This is a genomic window from Rhizobium ruizarguesonis, assembly GCF_012349115.1.
In the GTDB taxonomy this organism is placed as follows: Bacteria; Pseudomonadota; Alphaproteobacteria; order Rhizobiales; family Rhizobiaceae; genus Rhizobium; species Rhizobium ruizarguesonis.
In genome coordinates, this window is sequence record NZ_PQIG01000069.1 from 43,635 (window position 1) to 67,606 (window position 23,972).

The window sequence follows — 23,972 nt, forward strand, 5'->3', positions numbered from 1 at the left end:
TCATGTCAAATTCTCAACCGACGCTCGCCAAAAGCCTGACCGGGCTGCATTTATGGGGACTTGCCGTCGGCCTCGTCATCTCCGGCGAATATTTCGGCTGGAGCTATGGCTGGGCGGCTGCCGGCACACTCGGGTTCTTGATCACCACAATCCTGATCGCCGTGATGTACACCACCTTCATTTTCTCCTTCACGGAGCTGACGACGGCTATTCCCCATGCCGGCGGCCCTTTTGCATATGCGCTCAGGGCTTTCGGCCCGCTCGGCGGCTTCGTTGCGGGCTTTGCGACATTGGTTGAATTCGTCTTCGCCCCTCCGGCCATCGCGCTGGCCATCGGCGCCTATCTCAATGTGCAGTTCCCGGGCCTCGATCCGAAAGTGGCGGCTGTCGGCGCCTATATCATTTTCATGGCGCTCAATATCGTCGGAGTTACCATCGCGGCAACCTTCGAACTCTTCATCACCATTCTGGCGATTGCCGAACTGCTGATCTTTATGGGTGTCGTTGCGCCGGGCTTCTCTTTTGCCAATTTCGCGGCCAATGGCTGGGCTGGCGCCCCTGAATTCTCGGTCGGTGCCATTGGAGGCATCTTTGCCGCCATTCCATTTGCCATCTGGTTTTTCCTGGCGATCGAAGGTGCGGCGATGGCGGCTGAGGAGACCAAGAACCCCACCCGCACCGTTCCCATTGCCTATATTGCGGGTATTCTGACACTCGTCTTCCTCGCCTTCGGCACCATGATCTTCGCCGGTGGCGTCGGCGACTGGCGCACGCTGTCCAACATCAACGATCCGCTACCGCAGGCGATGAAGGCGGTCGTGGGCGAATCCTCCGGTTGGCTGCATATGCTGGTCTGGATCGGTCTGTTCGGCCTGATTGCTTCCTTTCACGGCATCATCATGGGCTATTCCAGGCAGATTTTTGCGCTGGGCCGCGCCGGCTACCTCCCGGAAGTCCTTGCAAAAATCCATCCGAAATTCCGCACGCCTTATCTCGCAGTCCTTGCAGGTGGAGCCGTCGGCATCGCAGCCATCTTTTCCGACAGCCTGATCCAGATCGGCGGTTTGCCGCTGACCGCCAATATTGTCACCATGTCGGTGTTTGGCGCGATCATCATGTACATCGTCTCGATGGCGTCGCTGTTCAAGCTGCGTCAGGCCGAACCTGAACTCGCCCGACCCTTCAGGGCCTGGGGTTATCCCGTGGTGCCAGCCATTGCCCTCGGGCTCGCCCTCGTCGCGCTGGCGGCGATGATCTACTACAACTTCCTGATCTTTGTGATCTTCCTCGCGATGGGCGTAGTGGCATTCGGCATTTGGCGTTTGCTTTCAGGTGGCATCACCAAGGAAGCGGCAGCGTCCACGTAACAAGGCGACTGAACGAACCGGTTCCGATCAATATCGACGCCCCCGCCGAAGTTTGGCGGGGGTCATTTCAGCGCAAAGCTTGACTGATATCATCCCGTTCCGGGGCCAGTCGTTTCGCCTCGCCGTTCAGGTGGGCCAACCCGCGGGCAAAGTTCTTAAACCATTCTCGAAAATGAGCTCGAAGACCGTTCGATCTTCAGTGCGCCAAGCCGCGTTCGCCACCGATTGGTTCACCGCACCTGACGATGGACGCGCCGTGTCCTCGTGACCCGCCGCGCACCCAATCCCAGCAGCGCAGCCACGACCCAGCCGCCGATAAATCCAATCGCGCCCCAGACTAGACCGGCAAAACTGACGGGCACGCCGGGTACGAAGTCGCGCCAGGTATTGGCGAGAACGCCCTCATCCGCCTCCCGCAGCAGGATGAAAGGCTTGGCGACGGGTGCGGCGGTGCCGAGGTGGAGTTGTTGCGACAACAGCGTTTCGTAACGCGTGATCGTGCTGCGCATCGAGACGCCGCGGTCGCGCAGAAAATCGTCGGATGATTGCGCATAGGCGTTCAGCGCCTGCTGGCGATCGAGGTGATGCTCGGCCGCCTGGGCATTGAAATCCTCGACGATGACCCGCAATTCGTCGATCGCCCCACCAATCCGCTGGCGGTATTGCTGCGCAAATTCCGGCGCCTGCGAAAAGACCGTGCCGCCGGCAAGCCCGGCGACGACAGTGATGATCCTTGCAATCGGTCCCATGATCTATGCCTCCGGCTATCCCGCTGCGCTAACGATCCGGCGCGTCAAAGGTTTCTGCCTTCGACACAATCGGTAACTCTATGTGATTGAACCGACTGTACTTCCAGCGAGTTGATGCCGTGACCAACTTAGAAAGAAAGGCTTGTCATGAAACAGATTATCCTTGCCTGCACGCTCACTGCTGCGTCCATCTTTTCCGCAATGCCGTCCCAGGCGGCAAGTGTGACCATCACCACGGATGATGCGCGCCCCACTTACCGTCATGCGGAACGGCCCTATTACCGCCATCACATGAGGCCACGCCACGTCTCGCAGGACTGCTTCACCAAGACGGAGAAAATCCGCCGTCACGGCCATACGGTCGTCAAGGAAACCCGAATCTGCCGATAAGGCAATCCCTGCAGGAAAAGCCCGGCTGATCTTCCCAGCCGGGCTTTCCATTTGATCTCGCCGATGAGGAACTTCGCAATATCAGCCGCGTTTATTGTGAAACAGGAGTATTCATCATGCGTATCAAGATGATTCTTTTGGCCATCGCTTATGTCGCCGTCAGTGTCCTGCTGCTCGCCATCGCCTACCAGCCGCAGGGATCGGGCGCCGCACATAAAACGGATCGTCTGGCCGGCTCGTCCTTCCTCGTCGAACGCTTCGCCGGTTGATCAGCTGAGTGCCAACTTATAGCGGCGACGTGGGAATAGTCCTCGTCCGGCAGGGTCTGGCCCTGGAGCGGCCCGCCATATGATTAATGCGTGCCGTCGAGCGAGGATCCGCCAAGCAGGATCCGGTTTAGCACCGCATGCACGCCCTCGACGGCTTTGGCAACCGCGGTTGCCCGGTCGATCTCGCCGACCGTGCCGACGGTGCCGCTCAGCACTATCTGGTCGTTCTCCATCGTCACTTCGACATCAGACGCATCGATACCGCCGGCGATCGCCAGCGCATTGGCGACGGCTGCCTCGACCGATGCACGATTGGCGATTTCCGCTTCCATCTCGGGTTCGAGCCCGTGAAATGTCTGCTCCTTGAAAACCATGATCCATTCCTCCGTGAAACCTGCAGAGGAAACGCCCTTCGACAGAGTTTGGTTTCAGCGCCGCTACCAGTTGACGCGGTAGCGGAGATTGACGCTGCCTGCCTCACCCCCCGAAAATGGATTGCTCACCGAGGCATCGAGATTGAGGTTCGGCAGGATGGTCTGGCTGACCCCCACCGTGCTTGAGAAGTCGCCGCTGGCATTGCTGACGCCTGTCCCTGCCGAAAGCGAGGTTCCCGTCCAGGGATGGATGAGCTTCAGCGCCTGCGATGCCGTCACCGAAGCCTGCCGGGCTTCGACCGCGTCATATTGCACGCTGATGGACCGGCTCGATTGCATGTCGAGCGAATCGGATAGGATCCAGCTTCGCGAGCGGCTGAGGGTCAGCGCGCCGCTGCCGCGCAGCGTATCGACGCTGACGCTCGCGCCCTGCTGTGACCGGCTTGCCGGGGTGACGCTCGTCCTGATGATCCGGCCCCAAAGCATTGCCTGTTCGGAATCGGGCAGCAGCGCCCCGCCTTTGGTCGAGGCCAGCGCAATATCGGCGCCGGCGCTCGTTTCCCATTCCGCCGGCAAACGAAACCCCATCGTCGCCTTGTAGGACCGGTCCGAAAGCTTGGCCGGCGACCAGATCAGCAGGTCGTCCGCCCGCGCTGCGGCGGTGAGCGAGGGCAGGATGGCGAAAAGAATGCATGCTATTTTGATTGTCGTCATGAAGGTAAGAACGTTTTGCCTGACACAGGGCTGCGGCTCCGAAACCGAAGCAGCAGCACACAGAAGCGCTCGCAGCGAACGCGATGAGGGATCTCGGCCAAGCCGCTCATCCCGGTTTCATCCTCGATTTAATGGTTGGCTCGGAAAGCCGGCGGCACCGAGTGCCTGTTCTTCAATAGACGCCTTAGCGCCTCAAATTGCCCATGCGACCGAAACCAGCCGCAACGGAACCGCGATTCCTCAAGCAATGTTAGAAGGATCACATCCAACCGCCGTGCTGTAAACCCCTCAAGGGTTGAAATCTGCTGCACCGCACACTTGCCGCCCCCTCCAAAGCCTAGTAGAGCCTGAGCCTACGAGAGAAATTTTCGCGAAATTCTACATGATGACCGGCAAAAGCGCGCCGCGGCGCCTCAGCATCTTCGGTTCGACGGGTTCGATCGGCCAGAATACACTCAATGTCGTCGATCACCTGGGCGGACGGGAGAACTTCGAAATCGCCGCGCTGACCGGCAGCGGCAATGTCGAATTGCTGGCCCGGCAGGCGAAATCATCCGGCGCGCGGCTGGCGGTGACGGCAAACGACCGCCATTACGAATCACTGAAGAGCGAACTTTCCGGCACCGGCATCGCGGTCGCCTCGGGAAAATCCGGCCTGATGGAAGCCGCCGACCGCGAAGTCGACTGGGTGATGGCAGCAATCGTCGGCACTGCGGGCCTGGCGCCGACGCTTGCCGCTGCGCGCCGCGGCGCCGATATCGCTCTTGCCAACAAGGAATGCCTGGTATCGGCCGGTGATCTCTTTATCGCAGCGATCCGCGAAGGCGGCGGCAGGCTGCTTCCGGTCGACAGCGAGCACAACGCGATTTTCCAGGTGCTGGAAGAGAACCAGCGCCACGCCGTCGAGCGGGTCATCCTGACGGCGTCGGGCGGCCCCTTCCGCACCGCCTCGCTGCGTGACATGGCTGATGTGACGGTGGAAACCGCGCGCGCCCACCCGAACTGGTCGATGGGCTTGAAGATCTCGATCGACAGCGCCTCGATGTTCAACAAGGCGCTGGAGATGATCGAAGCCCGGCACCTTTTCGGCCTCAGCCCCGAACAAATCGAGGTCATCTTCCACCCGCAATCGATCATCCATTCCATGGTCGGCTATACGGATGGGTCTGTGCTGGCGCAGCTTGGCGCGCCCGATATGCGCACCGCCATCGGTTATGCCCTGTCCTTTCCGCGCCGGCCGAACCTGCCGGTCGAGCGGCTGGATTTCGCCAAGCTCGCCAGGCTGGATTTCGAGGCGCCGGATGAAGTGCGGTTTCCGGCGCTGCGGCTCGCGCGCCTGGCGATGACGCGCGGCGGCGTTCAGGGCGCGGTGCTGAACGGCGCCAAGGAAGTGGCGCTCGAAGCCTTCATCGAAGGGCGACTGTCCTTCCTCGCAATGGCCGAGGTCACCGAGAGGGTGATGGACGATCTGGCCCGCCTGCCGGCGGCTTCCGGCATGGACGATGTCTTCGCCGCCGACAGGGAAGCCCGGCAAAGAGCGGCAGAGCTCATGACCCTGGCGATCGCCGAGTGAAGTTCAGACGGGCCGATCGCCGAGTGCTCGCCCGCCTGTGATCCTGACGGCCGCGATTAGCTCAACCGGTTCCCGCCCTCGTCGAACAACCGGCAATCAGACGGTTCAAACAGCAGGCTCACCTGCTCGCCCGCCGCGATACTGATCGGTGACCGATGCTCGACGGTCAGCGACTGGCCATCGGCAAGCTGGCAATAGAGATATTGCGTTCCGCCGAGATACTCCGAAAAATCCACCCTGGCCGTCAGGCTGCCCGAAAGGTCGGATGCCACCTTCAGATGCTCCGGCCGCAGACCGAGCGTCACCGCGCCACCAAACGGCCTGTCCGCCGGCGGCAGGCCGCTTTCGATCTGCCGACCGGCGACTTCGACCAGGCCCCCCTCACCCCAACGGGCATTGAGCAGGTTCATCCTCGGCGAGCCGATGAAGCCCGCCACGAAGGTATTCGAGGGATTTTCGTAGATTTCCCGTGGCGTTCCCGCCTGTTCGACGCGGCCGTCGCGCAGGACGACGATCTTGTCGGCGAGCGTCATCGCCTCCGTCTGGTCGTGCGTGACATAGATCATCGTGTTGCCGAGTTCGCGGTGGAGGCGGGCGATCTCGATGCGCATCGAAACGCGCAGTTCCGCATCGAGATTGGACAGCGGTTCGTCGAACAGGAAGACATCCGGCTTGCGCACGATCGCCCGGCCGATCGCCACACGCTGCCGCTGGCCGCCGGAAAGCTGTCCCGGCCGCCGGTCGAGAAGATGGTCGATCTTCAGGATTGCGGAAGCGGCCTTGACGCGTGTCTCTATCTCCGCGGCATTCGTGCGCGCCATCTTCAAGCCGAAGGCCAGGTTGTCGCGCACGCTCATATGCGGATAGAGCGCGTAGGATTGGAAGACCATGGCGATGCCGCGCTCGGATGGATCGAGATCGGTGACGATGCGTCCCTTGATCTCGACCTCCCCGTCGGTCACGTCTTCCAGGCCGGCGATCATGCGAAGAAGCGTCGATTTTCCGCAGCCGGAAGGGCCGACGAAGACGACGAATTCGCCCTCCGCGATCGTCAGGTCGATCCCATGGACCACCTGCAGATTGCCATAGCTTTTTCGCACGTCCTGGAGCACGACGCTCTTGTTACCCATACCGTTCGTCATCCCCAAAGACCTATTTGTCCGACTGGACCCAGACGAGCATCTCTCCGGGCGCTCGGTTGTCCCAGAGATGATAGGGCACGAAACGCGCGGTGGCGACCTGCCTTTCGGCCGGCGCTTTGCGGTAGAGCGGCGTTCCCCAGTTCGATGTTTCCTCGCGCTCGACCTTGAGATCGAGGGCGACGGCATCATTGAGATCCTTCAGCATGACGGTTTCGGCTGTGGAGAGCTCACGGGGCAGGACGATGGCATTGAGGTCTTCGCCATTGTCGGTGGTTTCGACGCAATAGACCAGCGGGCCACGCATCAACGCGACGCGGCCGGCGTCCTGGCGCACCTTCGGGTTGGCATATTGCGGCCGAAGCGCCAGCGGCAGGTAGAGGGCGACACGATCGCCCGCGGCCCACTCACGATCGATCCTGATATATCCGTCGCGCATATTGGCGTTGAGATCGAGCATCTCTCCATTGACGCTGAGGGTTGCGCCTTCGGCCCAGTCGGGAATGCGCAGCGACAGTGCAAACTTCGCCGGCTTCTCCAGCCTGGTGGTGAAGGCGACCGCACCGTCCCACGGATAGTTGGTGGTCTGCCCGAGCTCCACCTCGGCGCCGTTGGCAAGCTTCAGCCGCGCGGTGCTCTCGCCATAGAGATGAACGGCGATTTCGTTGTCCGCGACGGCATACATGTAAGAGCCGATGGAGGTCACCAGCCGGGCGATGTTGGGCGGGCAGCAGGGGCAATGGTGCCACTTCCACCGGTGGTGCTTGCCGGCACTTTCGAGCGGGTTGTCATAAAAGAATGTCTTGCCGTCTGTGGAAAGGCCAGGCAGCGCGCCGTTATAAAGCGCCTGTTCCATGATATCGGCATAGCGCCGATCCGGACCGCGGCCGAGCATGCGGCTCGCCCAGAACACCAGGCCGACCGAGGCGCAGGTCTCCGCATAGGCGGTATCGTTCGGCAGGTCGAAGTAATCGGTAAAGCCCTCGTTGGAGGCAGCCGGCCCGATACCGCCAGTGATGTACATCTGCTTGGTCGTCAGATCGTCCCAGAGCGTTTCCAGCGCTGCCGTCAGGCTGTCGTCCTTGTATTCGGTGGCGATGTCGGCCATGCCGGAATAGAGATACATGGCGCGCACCGCGTGGCCGACGACCTTTGTCTGCGCGCGCACCGGCTGGTGCGCCTGCGCATATTCATAGGTCTTCTGGTGGTACTCGGAGACATCGCGCCCGTCGCGGCTTGCCTCGGCGGTGAAGAAATGCGGTTCGGTGCCGCGTTCGTCGATGAAGTATTTCGACAATTCGAGATATTTCTTCTCGCCGGTCACGCGAGCGAGCTTGACCAGCGCCAGCTCGACTTCCTCGTGGCCGCAATAGCCTGATATCTGGCCTTCGCCGTGGCCGAAAATCTTGATCATGTAATCGGCATAGCGGCACATGATGTCGAGCAGTTTGCGTTTGCCGGTCGCCTGATAATAGGCAACTGCGGCTTCCATCAGGTGGCCAGCGCAATAGAGCTCATGATGGTCACGCAGATTGGTCCACCGGCGGTTCGGCTCCACGCGCTGGAACCAGGCGTTCAGATAGCCGTCCTCGTCCTGCAGCTTCTCATACATGTCGATGATCTCATCGGCGCGGGCTTCCAGCTTCGGGTTCGGCCGGCGATAGAGAGAATAGGCGATCGTTTCGATCGACTTGCCAAGGTCGGAATCCCAGAACATCTGCGTCGTGCCGCCCCATGGCTGAATGGGAATGACGACGCCGGGGCTCGGCTGATCGACGTCGATCGCCTTGAGCATGCCGGCCTCGACGCAGCGGTCGAGCAGGGTCTCGGCAGTGGAATTGCAGACGGCGTCCTGCCATTTGCCCCAGAACCCGCCGAGCTCCACATCGGGAACGGCGACGGGGCGAAACTGGCGGTCGTTGCTTGGTTTGGTCATGGGCTCCACTTTCTCTAAGATCATTTCACCGCGCCGGCCATCAGCCCGCGCATGTAGTAGCGTTGCAGGAGCAGGAAGACGATCAGGCAGGGGATCGTCATGACGACGACACCGGCCTGGACCGCTCCCCAGTTGATGGCGCCGAGCCGTCCGGCGCGAACCGCCGTCATCAGCACCGGCAGGGTGTATTTCTCATTGCTGGAGAGCAGCACCAGCGCGGCGAGAAACTCGTTCCAGGCATTGAGGAAGGCAAAGATCGCGACCGTCGCGACACCCGGAAGCACCAGCGGCAGAAGAACCCGCACCAGAAGCCTGAGGTCCCGCGCCCCATCGATGCGTGCGGCCTCTTCAATCTCTTTCGGCACGGCGTCGAAGGCGTTGCGCATCATGAAGACCGAGAAGGGCAGTTGCAGCGTCACATAGACGAGCGTCAGCCCAAGCAGCGAATTGTTGAGGCCGAGCTTTGCCAGGATGATGAAGAGCGGCGTCAGGATCGACTGGAACGGGATCATCAGCGTCGCGATGATCAGCACGAAGAGCGCATTCTTCAGCGGGAACCGGTAGCGCGAGAAGCCGTAACCGGCGAGCAGGCTGACGGCGACGGTGAGCACCACGGTGGCGACCGAAACGAATAGCGAATTGATCATGTGCTGCCAGATGCCGGCGCCGAACGTATCGAGCAGCGCGTAGGAATCGATGCTGACGCCGGATGTCGGCCAGGGCGGCAAGGGCGGCAGGCTGGCCTCCGTGCCATGCCGGAAGGAGGACAACAGCGTGATCACGAAGGGGGCGAGAAAGAAGAGCGATATGGCGATGCCGGTCAGATGATAGGCCGACTTCGTCCGGATGGCCTTGCGCGCGCGGCGTTCCCTTGACGTGGTCATGGACGCTCCTCCCCGACGCGAAGCAGCCAGAGCTGCACGATGCTGATCGCCACCAGAATGGCGAGAAGCACGATCGACAGTGCTGCGCCATAACCGAGATTGAACGACACGAAGGACTGATTGAAGATGTAGTAGACCACCGAGATCATCTTGTTCTGCGGTCCGCCTGACGTCATGATGTAGAACTGGTCGAAGGCGAGGATCGAACCGGTGACGGAGACGATCAGCGCCAGCGCGATCGTCTTGCGCATCAGCGGCAGCGTCAGATGCCGGAAACGCTGCCAGCGGCCGGCGCCGTCGATGCGGGCCGCCTCCGTCAGCTCGGACGGAATGGCCTGAAGCCCGGTCAAAAGAATGATCATCGTGAAGCCGGCGATCTTCCAGACGACCATCACCACGATCGTCAAAAAGGCGGTGTCGAAAGTCGCAAGAAGATTGGGGCTCTTTTCGACGAGGCCGAGCCCTCTCAAGGCCGGGCCGATGAAGCCGCTATCGACATTGGCGAGCCAGACCCAGAGCAGGGAGGCTGTCGCAAGACCGACCACGACAGGCAGGAAGATGATCGTCCGGTAGGCGCCGACGAACTGCCGTTCCTTCTCGACGAAGATTGCCAGCGGAAAGGCGATCGCGAAGATCGCGATGGTGACGATCACGGTGTAATAGGCCGTGAAATTCAGCGCCGTCATAAAGCGGGTGTCGTTGGCCATGCGGACATAATTGTTGAAGCCGATCCAGCGGGACGCCCCCATCAGCGGCCAGTTATGCAGGCTCATCCATCCGGTGAAGAGAACCGGCATGATGAAGAAGACGATGACCAGCGCCATGGCCGGCGCGATGTAGACGAGGCCGCGCCAGTTCGATCGGCGCCGTCGCCTGCGCCGAGGCAATAGAATCTCTGAACCGGAACCGGTCATCAAAACGCTCCGCATCTGTCGAGTGGGATTGGCCGGGAAGCTGCCACCGCTCCCCGGCCGCGGCCGGGGGAGAGTTTACTGGCCGCTATCGATGATCGATTGCATTTCCGATTGCGCACTCGAAAACGCGCCGTCGACGTCGTCGCCGAAGATCGCGGCGTTGGTGAAGCTTGCCCATGGCCCGTTGGCGCTGTTGATCAGGTCGTTGAACTGCAGCGTATAGGGGGTCTTGGCCACACCGATCGCCTTCAGGCCGACCTGCATGCGCGGATCGAGGCCCTCAAGCACCTTGTCGGCGATATCGCCGCGCGTCGGCAGGCTGCCATATTTCGCCATGATCTTCTGGCCGTCCATCGAATACACATATTCGAGGAACTCCTTCACCGCGTCGATCTTCTTCGTACCCTTGGTGATGACGAAGTTGTCGCCGCCGGCAAAGGACGAAGGCTTCCCGCCGACGCCGGGAATGAGCGTCACGCCGAAGTTGATATCGGGATGCTCGGTCACCAGCGTGCCGATGGCAAAGGCGCCGAGGCTTTGCTGGCCGATCTTGCCGTTGGTGAAGGTCAGGAAGTTCGCGCCGTTGTCGCTGGCCGCTCCCGCCGGCACCAGGTCCTTCTTGACCATGTTGCGGTAGATATCGACGGCCTTGCGCATCTCAGGCGTATCGAGCGTCGCCGTCTTGCTGTCGGCCGACAGGATATCGGTGCCCGCACCCCAGACGAGCGGCGTGAAGGTGAAGATCATGCAGCCGCCGCAGCCGCCGCCGGAGAAATAGAAGCCATAGGTGTCGTCACCGAGCGCCCGGATCTTCTCGGCATTGGCGGTAATTTCGTCCCAATTCACAGGTGCCTTTTCCGGGTCGAGACCGGCCTTCTTGTAGAGATCCTTGTTCCAGGCAAAGACGGATGTTTCGACCGAAAGCGGCAGGCCGTAGATCCGGTCCTGATAGGTGCCCAAGCGAACATGCGATGGCGAAAGCGAATTGAAATACGGCAGGGATTTTGCCCAGTCCGTCAGATCTTCCAGCTGGCCGGCCGCGGCAAAGGCAGGGTTATAGATGAGGTCCATCGACAGGGCGTCCGGCGCCTGTCCGCCGGCGATCGCCGTCGCATATTTCTGCACCAGCTCGGAGAACGGCACCTCGGTCATCACGACCTTGTTCTCGTGACCGGAATTATAGGCTTCGACGACCTTCTTGAAGGCGTCGCCGATCCCCGAGCGAACCCACATTTCGACATTTTCGGCAGCCGACGCGGCCGACACCAGACATAAGGTAGCGATGCTGGTCGCCGCCAAAAGACGCTTGATCATGACACTCCTCCCGATATGGCGCATCTCCTCGCGCCTTTGCTCATTCTCTTGTTCTCATCCCCGGGGGGCTTTACCCCCGCATGACTGCCGGACGATCAGCCGGCACGGCAATTTCCTCACTCCCGGCTCGACAGGCCGTCCTTCCGCAAGCGCAAGCACCGTCAATCCGGCTTGCCGCCCGAGCTCCTTCAGTTCCATGTCCACCGTCGTCAGCGGCGGCCGCGTCTGGGCCGCGACAATCTCCCAATTGTCGAAGCCGATGACCGAGACGTCCTGCGGCACCTTGACGCCGCGCTCGCGCAACGCATCCGCAGCACCTCGGGCGATCTGGTCATTGCCGCAGAAGAGCGCATCCGGTTTTTCTCCCGGTCTCTTCCAAAGCTGTTCGACCGCCTCATGGCCCCAGCTTTCCGACCAGACGCCGTAGAGCACCGGTTCGCGGTGACCGGCCACCTCGTGATAGGCGCCGGCACGTTCCCGCACCGAGAAGAAATCCTCCGGCCCGGTGATGTGCGCAATCCGGCGCCGCCCGATCTTCACGAGCCATTCCACCGCCAGCCGCGCACCCTGTTCGTCGTCAGACCGGAAGGTCACGCTGTTCTGCGTCCCCTCCGTGAATGCGTAGACGACAGGCACATGCAAATTCGACAGATCGACCGGCAGGCGCCGATCCAGGCGTTTTCCCGTCGCGATGATGCCGTCGACCTGTTTGTCCAGCATCGCGTCGACATGGATCTGGGCGAGCGCCGGATCGTCTTCAATGGCACACAGGAAGACGGAAACGCCGTGATCGACAAGTGCGTCCGAGATCCCCGCCATGACAGGCAGCGTGAACCGGCCATAGGTGTCGTTCGTCAGCAGCCCGATGGTGAAACTGCGCTTGCTGAGAAGACCTCTCGCCAGCGCATTCGGCCGGTATCCGATTTCGGCGGCGATCCGCTTCACCCGCTCGCGCGTTTCCGACCCCATCCGGCCGGTATCATTGAGAGCTTTCGACGCCGTCGAGATGCTCACCGCGGCAGCCGCCGCCACCTCGTGGATGGTGATCCTGCCTCTTTTTCCTCCCGATATGTTCAGAACGTCCTCCTTCTGAAGTGATCTGAGAAAAGCTTTTACCAATCCCTATGTCAAGTGAGAAAAGGTTTTCTCATACGACCCCAAGGCTCGGATCGGCGGCGCAGTTTGTGGGAGGACGCAAGCACAGGGAAAGATCCATGCGCATCGGTCAGGCCAATTGCGATGTGTCATCAGTGTTAAGACCAAGCGCAGAGCGGATGATCTTGGAAGGGCAAGGGAGGTTTATTGCGGCGTTTTGCGGGAGCAAGACCGATCGCTGTCAGAACCTCCAGTGGAGGCCCTGAATTACGGTTCGAACCGAGCGATCATCGAAAAATCAGGCGACGTGCCTTGCGAGCGCACAACGCGACCAGAGCGAATGCAGCGCCTCGACGAGATGGGCGATATCGGTATCGGAATGCAGCGGCGTTGGCGTGATGCGCAGCCGTTCGGTCTTCTTCGGCACGGTGGGATAGTTGATCGGCTGGACATAGACGCCGCAATTGTCGAGCAGCAGGTCGGAGATCCACTTGCACTTGGCCGCATCGCCGACCAGCACCGGCACGATATGGCTCGGATTGGGCATATGCGGAATGCCGCGCTGGTCAAGCAGCGCTCTCAGCTTGCGGACACGGTCCTGATGGCGGGCGCGTTCGAACTGGCTGACCTTCAGGTGCTGGATCGAGGCAACGGCGCCGGCGGCCAGTGCCGGCGGCAACGCCGTGGTGAAGATGAAGCCCGAGGCAAACGAGCGGATGAAATCACAAAGGGCCGTCGAAGCGGCGATATAGCCGCCCATCACCCCGAACGCCTTGCCGAGCGTGCCCTCGATGACGGTCAGCCGGTCCATCAGCCCTTCGCGCTCGGCAATGCCGCCGCCGCGCGGGCCGTACATGCCGACGCCATGCACTTCGTCGAGATAGGTCATCGCCCCATATTTGTCGGCGAGATCGCAGATCGCCTTGATCGGGGCGATATCGCCATCCATCGAATAGACGCTCTCGAAGGCGATCAGCTTCGGCGCCTTCGGATCGGCGGCCTTGAGCTTGGCTTCGAGATCGGCCACGTCATTGTGCTTCCAGATCACCTTGTCGCACTTGGCATAGCGGATGCCCTCGATCATCGAAGCATGGTTCAGCGCATCGGAGAAGATGATGAGGCCGGGGATCTTGGCGCCGAGCGTGCCGAGTGCTGCCCAGTTGGACACATAGCCAGACGTGAAGATCAGCGCTGCTTCCTTGCCGTGCAGATCGGCAAGCTCACGCTCGAGCATGACGTGATGGTGGTTGGTGCCAGAAATATTCCGGGTGCCTCCCGCACCCGCGCCACAGTGGTCGATGGCGTTCTTCATCGCCTCGATCACCTTCGGATGCTGGCCCATGCCGAGATAGTCGTTGGAGCACCAGACCGTGACTTCCTTTTGGCCATCCGCGGTGTAACGCGTCGCGCGGGGAAAATTGCCGCGGTGACGTTCGAGATCGGCAAAAACGCGGTAACGGCCCTCAGCATGAAGCCCGTCCAGCTCGTTTTTGAAAAACGCTTCGAAATCCATCATATGCTCCAGTATCGCGCGGATGTTCTTGATGACTGGACGTCCGCGCGTCAATGCTTACCCTTTGCTTTAACATCAACTGCGGCAAAAGGCCCAGATTTTTGAATGATTCCAGATAAAAAATATGCGAGCCGCGATCAATGAAATTGATGCCGCAGAAGGCAGCCGAGTTTGCGCACCGTGCAAAAGGCGACCCAGCCTGATCGCAAAAAAATCAGCACACCGGATGGACAACCCTTTCTTCCGACATAGTTTTCGGTCTAGCCTGACAAAAAAATAGAAGGGACGGCCTTTGCCCGCTGGGCAACAACCTCGGAGAGAAAAGATGAAGAAAGTTGTCATACTCGCACTGATCGGCCTGTCGATCGCAAGCTGCACGCCGACGCAACAGGGCGCCGGCATCGGCGCTGCATCCGGTGCCGTCATCGGCGGCGTCGTCACCGGCAACGTCCGTGGCGCGGCAGTCGGCGCCGCTATCGGCGGCGTGTCTGGCGCCCTCATCGGCAGCGTCGCCGAACAGCCCGGCCAGTGCTACTATCGCGACCGTTACGGCCGCCGCTACATCGATAGTTGCCCGCGCTGAGAGCGCTCGGAGATCGGCAAATTCAGGAAATCCCGGACACACGTCCGGGATTTTTTGTGCTAAATTAGCGCGTTGGCAATTTAAAATGGTACACCCCGCGCGATTTTGTCGCTAAGCTGTTCATGGCTGGGCAACGAAGCTTCAATGTAGACATAACCAAAAGCGGCGGATGCGGATCAGAGGGACAGGCCCGAAAACAGGTACTGCGTATCGGCGAACAGGCACCATGATGGTGGTCGCAGCGGCAGCTGCGTTCTCACCGGTCCTGATCGGCGACGCTTACGCCTTCAAGCTTTTCGGCATCACCATTTTCGGCAAAGAAGAAGACGAAGGCGAACAGGTGCCCGATCCGGTGCGCTACCACGTCGACCTCAGGGCCGATACCGCCGATCCCGACCTGAAAGAAGCGCTGGAAAACAGTTCCCGTCTCGTCAGCGACCAGAAGCAGCCGGTTTCCGGCGATCTTGGCATCGTCGTCAAGGCGCGCGACGACCGTGAGCGGCTGATCGCCACTCTGTATGAAAAGGCCCGTTATGGCGGCCTGGTGACGATCGCCATCGACGGCAAGAATATCGACGACCTGCCGCCCAATCCGACATTCGACCGGTCCGGACCGATCCCCGTCACCGTCGACATTGCTCCCGGTCCCGTTTTCAAGGTCAGGGAGGTACAGTTCGGCGGCGATGCTGCAAACCACAATCCCGCCGATTACGACCTCGCCCCGGGCGCTGAGGCCGGCTCGCTCGCCATCATCAGGGCCGGCGACAAGATCGTCGAACAATTGAAGAGTGAAGGCCGGCCCTTCGCCAAGTTGACCGAACGCAAGGTCGTCGCCGATCACAACAGCGATACCGTCGATATCGTCCTTGCTGCCGAGGGCGGTCCCATCGCCCCGATCGGCGATGTCGGCGTCACCGGCGAGAAGACTGTCAGACCAGGCTTCATCCAGCGCTACTCCCGGCTGAACAAGGGCGAAGCCTATTCCCCGGAAACGCTGAAGAAAGCCGGCGAGCGCCTTCGCGCCCTCGGCGTCTTTTCGAGCGTCACCATCCACCAAGGGGATGCGCTGGCGCCGGATGGCACCTTGCCGATGACGATCGAGGTCTCAGAAGGCAAGAGACGTTACTTCGGCGTCGGCGCGCAATATTCCACCACCGACGGCTTCGGTGTTCAGGGCTATTGGGGCCACCGCAATCTGTTTGGCGAAGCCGAAACGCTGAGGATCGAGGGATCGGTTTCGCGGCTTGGCGAAACGACGGATGTCGGCAGCCTCGACTATTCCGCAGGCATCCTCTTCACCAAGCCCGGCGCCTTCTTTCCCGCCGCCACGCTGAAAGCCGGCATCGTCGCCAAGACCGAAAATCCGGATGCCTATAACGCGACGCTCGTCACCGCCTCGCTCGGTCTTTCCTACGAACTGACTGACCAGGACACGGTCTCGGCGAGCGGCGAGGTCAGCTGGGAACGCGATGATGACGCCTTCGGCACGAACGACTATCTGACCTTCACCCTGCCGATCCAATATGATCGCGACGCACGCGACGACAAGTTCAACCCGACGGAGGGTTATCGCGCGACATTCTCGGCAAAGCCTGGCTACGAAATCTTCAACGCCACGCCCTATGCGGCATTCGAGGGCTCGATCTCCGGCTATCTGCCATTCGGCCAGGAAGACGGCGTCGTGCTGGCCGGCAAGGTTGCCGCCGGCGTCCTGATCGGCGGCGATAGCATTGGGGATATTCCCGCCACACAGCGCTTCTTTGCCGGCGGCGGCGGCTCCGTGCGCGGATACAGCTATCAGGAAATCTCGCCTTATAACGACAATGGTGATCCCACTGGCGGCCGCTCCTATGTGACCGGTTCGCTGGAGGCTCGCATCAAGATTACCGATACGATCGGCATCGTGCCCTTCATCGATGTCGGCACCGTATCGGACAGCACCTTTCCAGGTTTTTCCGATATCCGCGCCGGCGCCGGCGCCGGAATACGATATGCAACGCCTTTCGGCCCGCTGCGGCTTGATTTTGCCATGCCGCTGAACAAGTACGAAGATGGCACAGATTACGGAATCTACGCCGGCATCGGCCAGTCCTTCTAGAATTGCCGATTCCGTTCGTGTTTTCCGATCTGTGAGCCGTCATGAAAACGGGGTAGTGTCCGCGCCAATGCAAACGCTGGCAAAAATCGTCAACTGGATCATACGGCTCACCGGCTATGCCGTCGGTGCCACTTTGATTCTCGCGGTCGCTGCGCTTGCGATCTTCGGCTTCACCAGTTTTGGCGCTCGAATCGTTACCGAAAAGATAGCCTCCACGCTTTCCAACCGCGACATGACGATCGAGGTTCGCGAACCGCAAGGCCTTTTGACCGGCGGGCTTCGCGCCGCCGAGATCTCCATCTCCGACACCAGGGGTGTCTTTGCGGAAATTCATGGCATCGCGATCGACTGGAATCCGCTTGCGCTGCTGACGGGAACTTTCCATGCCAAACGCTTCGAGATCGAAGCGATCAACGTGCTGCGCAAGCCGGTGCGCACCCTGCCCTCGCGGCCCGGAGCTGAAAATTCCGGCGTATTTAATCTTCCGATCAAGGTCGATATAGACCGTGTCGCGCTGCCCGATATCAAACTTGCCGCACCCGTTGCCGGCCGCGCCTTTGCGCTCGCCGCCGAGGGCAGCCTTTCGGCGAATGGCGATGGCGGCGAAGCTGTCGTCAATGTCAGCCGTCACGCGGTCCCGGATGCGCGGCTTGCCGCCGACATCGCCTTTGCGCCTGCCGAAAACCGGCTGCGGCTGAAGGCGCAGCTGTCCGAGCCGAAGGGCGGGCTGCTGGCGGGCTTTCTCGGCCTGCCGGACAGCCCGGCCGTCAACATCGATCTGGACGGCCAGGGGCCGATATCCGATTGGAAAGGCAAATTGCAGGCTGCCCTCGACGGGCAGCAGCGCGCCGCAATCGAGGCCCGGCATCAGATTACGGAAGACGGGCTGCACCACCTCGACCTCAAGGGCGGCGGTGACCTGAGCTCGCTGCTTCCATCGGCATTCCGGCCGCTTTTTGCCGGCCAGACCAATATCGATCTTGCCACCACCTTCGACAATCACGGCAAGATCGATATCCAGACCGGCAATATCGCCACCGGCAGCGTGGTGATCGCCGCCTCGGGCACCCTCGATCCGGCCGGCAACAACAGTCTGAACGCCAATCTGCTCGGCACGTCGGGGCCCGTCGATTTCCGTTGGCCACTCGCTGAAGGCGAAGCGCGCTTCCTCATTTCTGGCCTCAACCTGGCACTAACAGGCGATGCGCAGGCGGCCCGGCTGAACGTCAGCGGCTCGCTCGACACCGCAACCCTTCCGCAGGCCAATATCGGCAATATCAAGCTGACCGCAAAGAGCGACGCCTTCAATCTCGCAGCGCGTTCCGGCAGCGTCCAGCTGCGCCTCGTTGCCGGCGACGCGACCTTTGCCGAGCCGAACCTCAATCGCGCGGTCCAGGGCCCGGTCACGATCGCCTCGCCGCTGCAGATCTCGCCCAGTGGCATCGGCTTCAACGGCACCACCGTCGAAAGTGCCAATATCAACGGCGGCCTCAACGGTTCCTATCGGCTGGCAGACAAGGCGCTGACCGGCAACCTCAAGCTCACCATCAACCCGGCAGCCCTGCCGGCTGCGGTAACAAGCAAGTTCGACGGACCGATCTCGCTCGAAAGCCAGGTGGTCGGCACCATCCCGTCAAAATTCGCGCTGTCCAATCTCGTCCTGAAGTCCAGCACGCTCGAAGCCGCCGGCAACGTCGCGCTTGATGGCGGGATGTTGAATGCCGATCTCTCCGGCCGGCTGCCTGACATCGGCAAGCTCATCCCCGGAGCCAGTGGTGGGGCGGGTTATGCGTTGAGAGTGGGCGGTGAGCTCCCGGCAATCTCGGTGACGGCCAATCTCAAGGCCGCCAGCCTTAAAATGGCCGACCGCACGCTCAGCAACCTCAATATCGACCTGTCGGGTCTCGCCGATCCCAAGGCGCCGCAGGGCAGGATCGCCGCCACCGGTACGATCGATGGCCAACCGATCGGCATCAACGGCGACATCACCTCGCAGGACGGCAAGATAAGCATTCCGGCACTGACCGCCGATATCGGCGGCAACCGGCTGACCGGCAATGTGGAATTCTCGCCCTCTCTGGAGCCAACAGGCGCATTGACCTTCGATTTCCCCAATGTCGGCCTGCTCGCCGCACTCGGCGGACAGAAGGCCGAAGGCGATCTCAAGGGTTCGCTCGGCGTCAGCAGCGACAGCGGCAGGATCGCGCTCAAACTGCTTGCAACAGGCGGCTCGATCCGCCGTGATACGCTTGCGATCGTCAAGCCGGATATCGATGTAACGGTCAGCGATCTCAGCGCCCTTGCCGCAAACGGCACTGTTAAGGCCGAGGAGGTGAGCGCCGGAACGAACAAGCTTGCCGGCCTTTCGCTTAGGTTTACCAAGCAGCAAAACCATACCAACTTCGATCTCGATGCTGCCTATGACGGCAATCCCCTGCTGGCCGCCGGCAATGTCGAGGCGGCGGACGGCACGATCCACCTGAACCTTGATCGTTTCTCGGCAAGCCCCCGCAATATCCCGATCGAGCTTGCCGCACCGACGCAGGTCGCCATCGGCGACGGTGCCGCCAGTCTGAACGGACTGACGCTGAAGACCGGCGCCGGTTCGGTGACCGTCACCGGTTCCGCCGGCGAAACGCTGAAGCTTGATGTCGATATCCGCGAGCTGCCGGCGGCGCTCGCCAACGGTTTCGTTCCGAACCTTTCAGCCGGCGGCACGATCTCCGGAACGATTGCCGTGACCGGAACGCCGGCAGCACCGGTCGCCGACTTCAAGCTCGACTGGAAGGATGCGACGACGGGCCAGACCAAGGGCGCCGGCCTGGCGCCGCTCGGCATCACCGCCGGCGGCAAATTCGCCGACAACAAGCTCGATTTCGACACGACGGTCGGCAGCAATGACGGCCTCTCGCTGAAGGCCGCCGGCAATGTCGCGCTCGCCGACCCCAAGGCGCCGGTGCTTGATGTCAACGCCGATATCCTCAACCTGCCTGCCCGCATCGCCAATGGTTTCGTGCCCGATCTCGCCGCCGAAGGCACGATTACAGGAAAACTGACGGCCTCCGGCTCGCTGGCTGCTCCCACCGCCAATTTCGATCTCGATTGGAAAAGTGCTGCGACGAGCCAGACGAGGCGTGCAGGCCTTGCCGACCTCGCTGTCAAGGCATCTGGAAAATTCGCCGACAGCAAGCTCGATTTCGATACAGTGATCGGCGGCGCCGACAGCCTCTCGCTGAAGGCAAACGGCAATGTCGCCATCACGGGCACGACGATCGGCAAGGTCACGGTCGACGCCGCACTGGCGAATGTTCCCGCAAATATCGCAAACAGCTTCGTCCCCGATCTCGCCGCCGAAGGCGCGATCTCCGGAAAGATCTCGGCCAGCGGGTCGCTCTCCGCCCCGCGTGCCGATTTCGATCTCAATTGGAAAGACGCTGCAACGAGCCACACGAAACGTGCCGGCCTTGCAGCGCTCGGCGTGACCGCATCGGGAAAATTTGCCGACAACAAGCTTGATTTCAACGCGGCAGTTAGCGGCGACAAAGACCTCTCACTGAAGGCCATGGGCAATGTCGCATTGGCCGGTACGGCGATCGACAGCATCAAAGTCGATGCCGCGCTGGCAAATGTCCCAGCATATATAGCAAACAGCCTCGTCCCGGATCTCGCCGCCGAAGGTGCGATCTCCGGAAAGATCTCGGCCAGCGGGTCCCTTTCCGCCCCGAGTGCCGATTTCGATCTCAATTGGAAAGACGCTGCGACGAGCCACACGAAACGTGCCGGCCTTGCAGCGCTCGGCGTGACCGCATCGGGAAAATTTGCCGAAAACAAGCTTGATTTCAACGCGGCAGTTAGCGGCGATAAAGACCTCTCGCTGAAGGCCATGGGCAATGTCGCATTGGCCGGCACGGCGATCGACAGCATCAAGGTCGATGCCGAGATCGTCAAGCTTCCGGCCAGTCTCGCAAATGCCTTCGTTCCCGATCTGGCGGCCGGCGGCACGATATCCGGCACTGTGTCCGCCGCCGGGACACCCGCCGCACCGAAAGCCGATTTCAAGCTCGACTGGACGGATGCTGCGACCAGCCATACCCGAAGCGCTCATCTCTCGGGCTTAGCGCTCACCACATCCGGACGCTTCGCCGACGACCGGCTCGATTTCGATGCCAATCTCGGCGGCCGGGACGGCCTCTCGCTGAAGGCCGCCGGCAACATCGCGATATTAGGCACATCAGTTCGCAACCTCGACGTCAAGGCCGATCTCGCCAACCTGCCTGCAGGCCTCGCCAACGGCTTCGTCCCCGGTCTTGCCGCCGAAGGCACCGTCTCGGGCACGGCATCGGCCTCCGGCGCGCTGCCGAAGCCAGCGGTCGATTTCAAGCTCGACTGGAAGAACGCCGCGACCGCCCAGACCAAGAGCAGCGGCCTTTCGGGCCTGAGTGCTGCGGCATCCGGCAAGTTCGCCAACGACCGGGTCGACTTCGATGCCAACCTTAGCGGCAAGGACGGCGTGTTGGCCAAGGCGAAGGGCGGCGTCACGATCGCGGGAACGGCCATCCGGGACCTTTCGATCAATGCCGATATCCCGGCGCTGCCGGCAAATATCGCAAATGCCTTCGTTCCCGGTCTCGGTGCTGAAGGCACGCTTTCGGCAAACGCCATAACGTCGGGAACGCCGGCAAGCCCGATCGTCGATTTCAAGCTCAACTGGAAAGATGCCGCGACCAGCCACACCAAGGCTGCCGGCCTCTCTCGCCTTGCGCTGGCAGCGACGGGAAAATACGCCGGTGACAGGCTGGATTTTGATGCCACCCTCAACGGCAGCGGCGGCATTGCGCTCAAGGCCACCGGTAATCTCGCCATAGCCGGCACGTCGATCAAGTCTCTCGATGTCACGGCGAATACCACCAATCTGCCGGCGGGCATTGCCAACGGCTTCGTTCCCGGTCTTGCAGCCGAGGGCGCGGTCTCGGCGACCGTAAAGGCCACCGGCGCGCTATCGGCGCCCTCCGTCGACTTCAAGGTCGACTGGAAGAACGCGGCGACGAGCCAGACCAAAGGTGCCGGCCTTTCGCCGTTCAGCATCGGTGCGTCAGGCAAACTTGCCGGAAACAGGCTGACGGTCGACACCAGCCTTGCCGGTGACGCCGGCATGTCGCTGAAGGGCGGCGGCAGTGTCGTGATCACAGGCAATCGCGCCATCGACATGCGGTTTAACGGCAATCTTCCTTTCGCCGTGCTCGGCGCCCCGCTTGCGCAGCAGGGCCTCGTTGCGGATGGCGTCGCCACCGTCAATCTCCAGATCGGCGGAACGGCCGCAGCACCCGTCATCAACGGCACGGTCTCGACCAATGGCGCCAAGCTCGTCGACGTCCGACGCAACCTGGCCATCAACAATCTTATGGCGACCGTGACCTTCAATGGCAGCCAGGCCGTGATATCGCGCCTCAACGGCAGTCTTGGCGGCGGCGGCACGATTTCGGCCAGCGGCACGATCGGCATCCAGCCAGCCGGCGGCTTTCCCACCGACATTTCGATCAAGCTCGACAAGGCGGTCTATGTCGATGGAACCCTTGTCGTCTCGACCGTCAATGGCACGGTCGGCCTGCGCGGGCCGATCACCAATGCGACGCTGAGCGGCAAGCTTCGGCTGGACAAGACCTCAATCACGGTCCCGGAAAAATTGCCGACCTCACTGAGAGAAATCGACATCCGGCATAAGAATGCGCCGCGGGCTGTACTTGCGCAGTTGCGCGATGACGGCGAGCGCAAACCCGGCGAGAAATCCTCGGTGATCACGCTGGATCTCGAAATCGACGCGCCCTCGCATATCTTCGTGCGCGGCCGCGGCATCGATGCCGAGCTTGGCGGCCTGGTGACGATCCGCGGCACGGCGGCTGCACCCATCGTGACCGGCGGTTTCACCATGCGCCGCGGCCGCATGACCATTCTCAACCGCCGTCTGGACTTCTCCGACAAGAGCAGGATCACCTTTGCCGGCGACCTGACGCCGGCGCTCGATATGGAAGCGACCTCGGCCTCTGGATCGACGACGCTGACCGTCGACGTCGCCGGCCTCGCCACCGACCCCGCGATCACCTTTTCCTCCTCGCCCCAGCTGCCGCAGGACGAGGTGCTGGCGCAGCTGATCTTCGGCCAGTCGATGTCGAAGCTCTCGCCGGTGCAGATCGCCCAGCTCGCCGACGCCGTCAGTCAGCTGGCCGGCAACCGCTCCACCTCACTTTTCGAAGGCTTACGCAACCAGCTCGGCGTCGACGATTTCGACGTCAGCACCGATTCCAAGGGCCAGACGAGCGTCAGCGTCGGCCGCTATCTCAACGATCGCACCTATTTCGAATTGCAGCAGGGCGGTTCGGCCGGCGCCAAGGCGGTGATCAACCTCGATGTCGGCCGCGGCGTCAAGCTGCGCGGAGGGGCCGGTGGCAACGGTGAGGGCGAAGCCGGCATTGTCTATGAGCGGGAATACTGAGCCAGCCTAATCTTTGTTTTACGCAATTCCTGGCAAAACCGCTTCGCGCTTTGCCTGGGAAAACCGCTTCGCACTTTTCCTGGAAATTGCTCTAGAAACCCGTCTTACTCGTCTTGAGAAGGATATTGGTCTCGGTCGAATTGATGCCGTTGATCAGCCGGATGCGGCGCAGCGTCTCGTCAAAGGCGGCAAGGTCGCGGTCCTCGAGTTCGGCGACAAAATCCCATTTGCCGTTGGTGCTGTGAAGCGCGCGCACCTGCGGCAGGCCCCTCAACTGATCGGCCACCCTGTCGGCGAGCTTGCCGAGCACCTCGATCATGACGATGGCGCGCACGCCGGCGGACCGCGTCTCGTGACCGGTGCGAATGGTGAAGCCGACAATGGTGCCGCTGGCGACCAGTCGGTCGATACGTGCGGCAACCGTCGCCCGCGATGCACCTGTCGTCGCGGCAAGCGACGAGACGGAAATCCGGGCGTTATGGCGAAGTGCACTCAGAAGTTCGGTGTCGAGATCGTCCACGCTGACCACTTTGTCAAAATAGATTTATCAATCTGCGCAATCATAGTCCA

The 23,972-nt window shown here is 61.5% G+C and carries 18 protein-coding genes; 7 read left to right on the forward strand and 11 right to left on the reverse strand.

What is annotated here, in order from left to right; translation table 11 throughout:
- Positions 1-2 precede the first annotated feature (2 nt).
- Positions 3-1,367: an ethanolamine permease gene (gene eat, locus C3Y91_RS11515; RefSeq protein ID WP_018069276.1), complete on the forward strand. Its 1,365-nt coding sequence runs from the start codon at positions 3-5 to the stop codon at positions 1,365-1,367.
- A 230-nt stretch (positions 1,368-1,597) separates the two neighbouring features.
- Here eat and C3Y91_RS11520 read toward each other — a convergent pair whose 3' ends face one another.
- Positions 1,598-2,116, reverse strand: coding sequence for a DUF2937 family protein (locus C3Y91_RS11520; protein WP_024323322.1), 519 nt, complete (start codon positions 2,114-2,116; stop codon positions 1,598-1,600).
- Positions 2,117-2,263: 147 nt separating this feature from the next.
- Between C3Y91_RS11520 and C3Y91_RS11525 the strand changes: the two genes are divergently transcribed.
- The gene (locus tag C3Y91_RS11525) at positions 2,264-2,506 is read left to right on the forward strand and encodes a hypothetical protein (RefSeq protein WP_018482748.1); all 243 of its coding nucleotides are present in this window, start codon (positions 2,264-2,266) and stop codon (positions 2,504-2,506) included.
- A 116-nt stretch (positions 2,507-2,622) separates the two neighbouring features.
- Positions 2,623-2,775, forward strand: coding sequence for a hypothetical protein (locus C3Y91_RS11530; RefSeq protein WP_165419162.1), 153 nt, complete (start codon positions 2,623-2,625; stop codon positions 2,773-2,775).
- A gap of 83 nt (positions 2,776-2,858) precedes the next feature.
- Here C3Y91_RS11530 and C3Y91_RS11535 read toward each other — a convergent pair whose 3' ends face one another.
- Both C3Y91_RS11535 and C3Y91_RS11540 read right to left on the reverse strand, forming a co-directional pair.
- Positions 2,859-3,149 carry a BON domain-containing protein gene (locus C3Y91_RS11535; protein ID WP_024323321.1) on the reverse strand — a complete coding sequence of 97 codons (291 nt, stop codon included), beginning with the start codon at positions 3,147-3,149 and terminating at the stop codon, positions 2,859-2,861.
- A gap of 63 nt (positions 3,150-3,212) precedes the next feature.
- On the reverse strand, positions 3,213-3,863 hold the full coding sequence (locus tag C3Y91_RS11540) for a hypothetical protein (RefSeq protein WP_024323320.1): 651 nt from the start codon (positions 3,861-3,863) through the stop codon (positions 3,213-3,215).
- A gap of 382 nt (positions 3,864-4,245) precedes the next feature.
- On the opposite strand from C3Y91_RS11540, the gene dxr reads away from it, so the two are divergent.
- Positions 4,246-5,436, forward strand: a complete 1,191-nt coding sequence (gene dxr / locus C3Y91_RS11545) for a 1-deoxy-D-xylulose-5-phosphate reductoisomerase (protein ID WP_024323319.1) — start codon at positions 4,246-4,248, stop codon at positions 5,434-5,436.
- A 56-nt stretch (positions 5,437-5,492) separates the two neighbouring features.
- On the opposite strand, the gene C3Y91_RS11550 is transcribed toward dxr, so the two are convergent.
- The 7 genes from C3Y91_RS11550 to hemA form a co-directional block, all read right to left on the reverse strand.
- Positions 5,493-6,566 (reverse strand): ABC transporter ATP-binding protein, encoded by a 1,074-nt coding sequence (locus C3Y91_RS11550; protein WP_024323318.1) that lies wholly within the window; start codon positions 6,564-6,566, stop codon positions 5,493-5,495.
- 22 nt (positions 6,567-6,588) lie between these two features.
- Positions 6,589-8,511 (reverse strand): glycoside hydrolase family 127 protein, encoded by a 1,923-nt coding sequence (locus tag C3Y91_RS11555; protein ID WP_024323317.1) that lies wholly within the window; start codon positions 8,509-8,511, stop codon positions 6,589-6,591.
- A gap of 20 nt (positions 8,512-8,531) precedes the next feature.
- Entirely contained in the window at positions 8,532-9,395 is an 864-nt protein-coding gene (locus C3Y91_RS11560) for a carbohydrate ABC transporter permease (RefSeq protein WP_168575320.1), read from the reverse strand.
- Positions 9,392-10,309 (reverse strand): carbohydrate ABC transporter permease, encoded by a 918-nt coding sequence (locus C3Y91_RS11565; protein WP_020572040.1) that lies wholly within the window; start codon positions 10,307-10,309, stop codon positions 9,392-9,394. The genes C3Y91_RS11560 and C3Y91_RS11565 overlap by 4 nt, the downstream gene beginning before the upstream one ends.
- Before the next feature lie 75 nt (positions 10,310-10,384).
- Entirely contained in the window at positions 10,385-11,623 is a 1,239-nt protein-coding gene (locus tag C3Y91_RS11570; protein ID WP_024323315.1) for an ABC transporter substrate-binding protein, read from the reverse strand.
- Between the two features lie 54 nt (positions 11,624-11,677).
- Entirely contained in the window at positions 11,678-12,655 is a 978-nt protein-coding gene (locus tag C3Y91_RS11575; RefSeq protein WP_024323314.1) for a LacI family DNA-binding transcriptional regulator, read from the reverse strand.
- A gap of 361 nt (positions 12,656-13,016) precedes the next feature.
- Positions 13,017-14,231, reverse strand: coding sequence for a 5-aminolevulinate synthase (gene hemA / locus C3Y91_RS11580; RefSeq protein WP_168575321.1), 1,215 nt, complete (start codon positions 14,229-14,231; stop codon positions 13,017-13,019).
- Between the two features lie 325 nt (positions 14,232-14,556).
- Between hemA and C3Y91_RS11585 the strand changes: the two genes are divergently transcribed.
- From C3Y91_RS11585 to C3Y91_RS11595, 3 genes are all read left to right on the forward strand, one after another.
- Positions 14,557-14,814: a YMGG-like glycine zipper-containing protein gene (locus C3Y91_RS11585; RefSeq protein ID WP_012759223.1), complete on the forward strand. Its 258-nt coding sequence runs from the start codon at positions 14,557-14,559 to the stop codon at positions 14,812-14,814.
- A 169-nt stretch (positions 14,815-14,983) separates the two neighbouring features.
- On the forward strand, positions 14,984-16,912 hold the full coding sequence (locus C3Y91_RS11590; RefSeq protein ID WP_018067914.1) for an autotransporter assembly complex protein TamA: 1,929 nt from the start codon (positions 14,984-14,986) through the stop codon (positions 16,910-16,912).
- 67 nt (positions 16,913-16,979) lie between these two features.
- Positions 16,980-23,402, forward strand: a complete 6,423-nt coding sequence (locus C3Y91_RS11595) for a translocation/assembly module TamB domain-containing protein (protein WP_168575325.1) — start codon at positions 16,980-16,982, stop codon at positions 23,400-23,402.
- Positions 23,403-23,493: 91 nt separating this feature from the next.
- Here C3Y91_RS11595 and C3Y91_RS11600 read toward each other — a convergent pair whose 3' ends face one another.
- Positions 23,494-23,931 (reverse strand): Lrp/AsnC family transcriptional regulator, encoded by a 438-nt coding sequence (locus tag C3Y91_RS11600; RefSeq protein WP_017966296.1) that lies wholly within the window; start codon positions 23,929-23,931, stop codon positions 23,494-23,496.
- Between the last annotated feature and the right edge of the window lie 41 nt (positions 23,932-23,972).